This window comes from Pseudochrobactrum sp. AO18b (assembly GCF_000409565.1).
Taxonomy (GTDB): Bacteria; Pseudomonadota; Alphaproteobacteria; order Rhizobiales; family Rhizobiaceae; genus Pseudochrobactrum; species Pseudochrobactrum saccharolyticum.
Genome location: NZ_ANNO01000380.1, coordinates 1 through 4,134, shown reverse-complemented (window position 1 = coordinate 4,134; position 4,134 = coordinate 1). Strand labels below are relative to the sequence as shown.

At 51.1% G+C, this 4,134-nt stretch carries 2 protein-coding genes; both read right to left on the bottom strand.

Annotated features, from left to right (window positions below; translation table 11 throughout):
• Window positions 1-55: 55 nt before the first annotated feature.
• Window positions 56-2,788 (bottom strand): valine--tRNA ligase, encoded by a 2,733-nt coding sequence (locus tag A918_RS0114465; RefSeq protein WP_028233837.1) that lies wholly within the window; start codon window positions 2,786-2,788, stop codon window positions 56-58.
• A gap of 276 nt (window positions 2,789-3,064) precedes the next feature.
• A complete protein-coding gene (locus A918_RS0114460; RefSeq protein ID WP_022711752.1) occupies window positions 3,065-3,943 on the bottom strand; it encodes a PopZ family protein in 879 nt (292 codons plus the stop codon).
• Window positions 3,944-4,134: the final 191 nt, after the last annotated feature.

The window sequence follows — 4,134 nt, the reverse complement described above, 5'->3', positions numbered from 1 at the left end:
AAATCAGTCTGATTTGAGGGCGCTTTCGTTTTTTAGGTGTCTCTAAAGGGCCGGTTTATTCGGCATCCTTCAGGCGCTGCATGGCAACTGCAATTTTGCCCTGTGCTTCCTGCAATTCAGCAAAACGGGCACGGTCAGCTTCCACAACTTCCGGCTTGGCATTGGCAACGAATTTCTCATTTGAGAGCTTCTTGTCAATTTTCTCCATTTCGGCTGTGAGCTTGCCGCTTTCTTTTTCAAGACGCAGCATTTCCGCACCAAGATCAATCAGGCTGCCAAGCGGCATGCAATAGGTCGCCTCGCCGACAACCAGCTGTGCAGAGCCCTTTGGCGCTGCATCAGACAGGCTGATATCAGCAACACGGGACAGACGTTTGATCGCCGCATCATGATGCGCCAGACGTTCTTTGGTAAGCTCATTGGCTTCAAGAACCGCAAGCGGTGCCTGTGCTGACGGCGGAACATTCATTTCCGAGCGAACGGAACGAATGCCGCTGACCAGCTCGATCAGCCAGTTGATATCATCCGCGGCAGATGCATCTTCGAAGGACAAATCAGGCCATGGTGCATGGGCAAGCAGCGTATCGCGGCTCTGGCCCTCACCGGCTGTCAGGCTCCAAAGTTCTTCCGTCATAAACGGCATGAACGGATGCAGCAGCTTGTAGATTTCATCCAGACAATATGCTGCACAAGCCTGCGCTTCACGCTTTGCATCTTCATCATCACCCATGAAAATCGGCTTTAGAAGTTCCAGATACCAGTCACAGAACTGGTTCCAGACAAAACGATAGGCAGAACTTGCCGCATCATTATAGCGGTAAGTTGTGATGCCCTCAGTGATGGCTCTCGTCGCGCGTGTCAGCTCGGTCAGAATCCAGCGGTTAACCGCCAGTTTCGCATCTTCCGGTTTGAATTCCGGCTGGCGGCTCACACCGTTCATCTGCGCAAAGCGTGTTGCATTCCACAGCTTGGTGCCGAAGTTGCGGTAACCGGCAATACGTGCCGGATCGAGCTTCACGTCGCGTCCCTGCGCGGCCATGATTGCCAGCGAGAAACGCAGCGCATCGGCACCATATTCATCAATCAGATCAAGCGGATTGATAACATTGCCTTTGGACTTCGACATTTTCGCGCCGTTCTTGTCACGCACCAGAGCGTGAACATAAACGGTGTGGAACGGCTCTTCTTTCATGAAGTGCAGACCCATCATCATCATACGGGCAACCCAGAAGAAGATGATGTCAAAACCTGTTACCAGCACATCGGTCTGATAATAGGTGTCGAGTTCCGGTGTCTTATCCGGCCAGCCAAGGGTCGAGAAAGGCCACAGCGCTGAGGAAAACCATGTATCCAGCACGTCGCAATCGCGGGTCAGCGATGTCGGTTCACCATAATGTTTCTGAGCCGCAGTCAGAGCTTCTGCTTCGCTCTTTTCTACGAAAATTGTACCGTCCGGACCATACCATGCAGGGATCTGATGCCCCCACCACAACTGGCGGGAAATACACCATGGCTGAATGTTTTCCATCCAGTCATAATAGGTCTTTTCCCATGTTTTCGGTACAATCGCTGTACGGCCTTCGCGAACAGACGCGATGGCTGGCTTGGCCATTTCCGCAGCATTTACATACCACTGGTCAGTCAGCAATGGTTCAATCGGCACACCGCCGCGGTCGCCATGCGGCACCATGTGGCTGTGGTCTTCGATTTTCTCGAGATAGCCACCTTCTTCCATCATCTCAACAATGGCTTTACGCGCCTTGAAGCGATCCTGATCGTGGAAGCGTTCAATCAACGCATCCAGCTCAGCCGATGGTGTCAGGCCTTCCGCAAAGTCTTCATTGTCCTGAAGCAATATGGTAGCAACAGGCGACATAATGTTGATTTTACGTAAGTTATTACGTTTTCCGACTTCCGCATCATTAAAGTCATGTGCAGGTGTAATTTTAACCGCACCGGAACCGGATTCCGGATCGGCATAATCGTCACCAACGATCGGCAGCGCACGGCCAACCAGTGGCAATACGGCATTTTTACCGATACGGGACTGATAGCGCGGATCTTCCGGATTAACCGCAATACCGCTATCGCCCAGCATTGTTTCAGGACGGGTTGTTGCAACAACAATATAAGTGTCCGGATTTTCCGCATCAAAAGCCACGCCTTCCAGCGGATAGCGGAAGTGCCACAAATGACCTTTGATTTCACGCTGTTCAACTTCGATATCCGAGATAGCTGTCTGCAGTTTCGGATCCCAGTTGACCAGACGCTTGTCTTTATAAATCAGGCCTTCTTTGTAGAGCGTGACGAAAACTTCCAGAACGGCTTTGGACAGACCTTCGTCCATCGTGAAACGTTCACGCGACCAGTCACAGGACGCACCAAGGCGACGCAGCTGGTTGAAAATCAGGCCGCCGGATTCTTCTTTCCACTGCCAGATGCGCTCAACAAATTTCTCGCGTCCCATTTCATGACGGTTCGGCTCCTGCCGTTCCATCAGCTGGCGCTCAACAACCATCTGCGTTGCAATACCGGCATGATCCATGCCCGGCTGCCACAGCACGTTTTTGCCGCGCATGCGCTCAAAGCGCACCATAATATCCTGAATGGTATTATTGAGGGCATGGCCCATATGCAGAGAACCGGTGACATTCGGCGGCGGGATCACCACAGCAAACGGATCCGCACCCGGCTTGGAACCTGCACCGGCTTTAAAAGCCTGCGCTTTTTCCCAAATATCAGCAATTTTTGGCTCGGTAGCCGCGGAATCGTAGGTTTTCTCTAACATAAAAAACTCTGTCTCTTTATATGAAGGCAGGCGCAACGAAAGCAGTGATCGTTCAATCCTGCCTTAACAGCAGCAGATCCGACCACCTATCCGGTACAAACAAGTCTCAGTGATATGTTTCAAAGCAAGTTTGAAACAAAGAATCAAGGAAAACTGCGTGCCTCACACTGCAAATCACGGTATTTCCGTATTCTATATAGGATGGCTTTAAACATAAAAACAGCCCCGTTTACAGTGGTAAAGGGGCTGTAAATCCGCAATTGAGCATTCTTTCCGTCAGCCGCGGCGGACGACGCGCTCGATTTCCTCACGCACCAGTCGTTCAACTAGCGGCGGCAGATTGGTATCAAGCCATTCCTGCAACATCGGGCGCAGCATAGCTTCCATTTTCTCATTGAGCAGACGCTTCTGCTCTTCGATAAGAGCCTGACTGAGACTGCCGAAAGATGCTGCAACCTGCTTTTCCGCTGCCTCTGAAATCAGAGACTTGTCCTGTACAGGAGCGGATACAGTTTGCGGAGCGTTTTCAAATGCTTTTTCAGACACAGGGGCAACCTCTTCTTTTGCGGCTGGCTGGGTCATGGACACGACCCGCTTTTCTGCAACCTGCATAAGAAGTGCCTCTGACATTTTTATGGCATCACTCTTAGGTTGTTCGGCCGCAGCGACAACAACCGGCGGCACCGGCGGATTGACCGTCGCAATACGCACATGAGCAACATTGCGCTCATGCATTTCAGCCCGTGTCAGTTCCGGCTTTTGTGATGGTGATGCCTGTTCCTGAATGCTGCCACGCAAGATCGCATCCAGCGTGAATGAAGGCGCAGGCTGAGTTTCAGCCGCTGTGGTTTCTGACGAAACAGCAGCATTATTAATTGGCGCTGTTTCTAAAGAAACAGCGTGGTTGTTTGCTTGTACTGTTTCCGAAGAAACAGCACGGGGAAACTGGGCAACCTCCCCGCGTTTTTCTTCTGCAGGCGGTTCCGAGGTTTTAATTGTTTCAGCGCGGTTTTCAGGCTGTGCTTTTGCAGCCGGAGCTGATGTCAGATCAGCTGTTGCCTGTTTTGTGACATCGCTGTCTTCAATAATTCTGCGAATGGAAGCCAGAATTTCTTCCATGGACGGTTCACGTGTTGCGCTGGAAGTCTGAGCCATATCGTGCAGCATCCTTTGGCTGTCGCTTATCTGCGGAAACGGCTTGTTTAGCCTTAAGTTTTCTCCGGCAGAATAATGCGTAAAATTCTTCAGTCTGAAAATTCAACGAATCTTAGCTCTAAAGTACAGAACCAATGCTGATTTGAGAATCCCTGCAGACCCCGCTGCGGCGTAAAACACAGATTTCTTAA

Excerpts from the sequence above, each read along its gene's own strand:
- A918_RS0114465 (WP_028233837.1), bottom strand. The coding sequence starts at position 2,788 with ATGTTAGAGAAAACCTACGATTCCGCGGCTACCGAGCCAAAAATTGCT.
- A918_RS0114460 (WP_022711752.1), bottom strand. The coding sequence starts at position 3,943 with ATGGCTCAGACTTCCAGCGCAACACGTGAACCGTCCATGGAAGAAATT.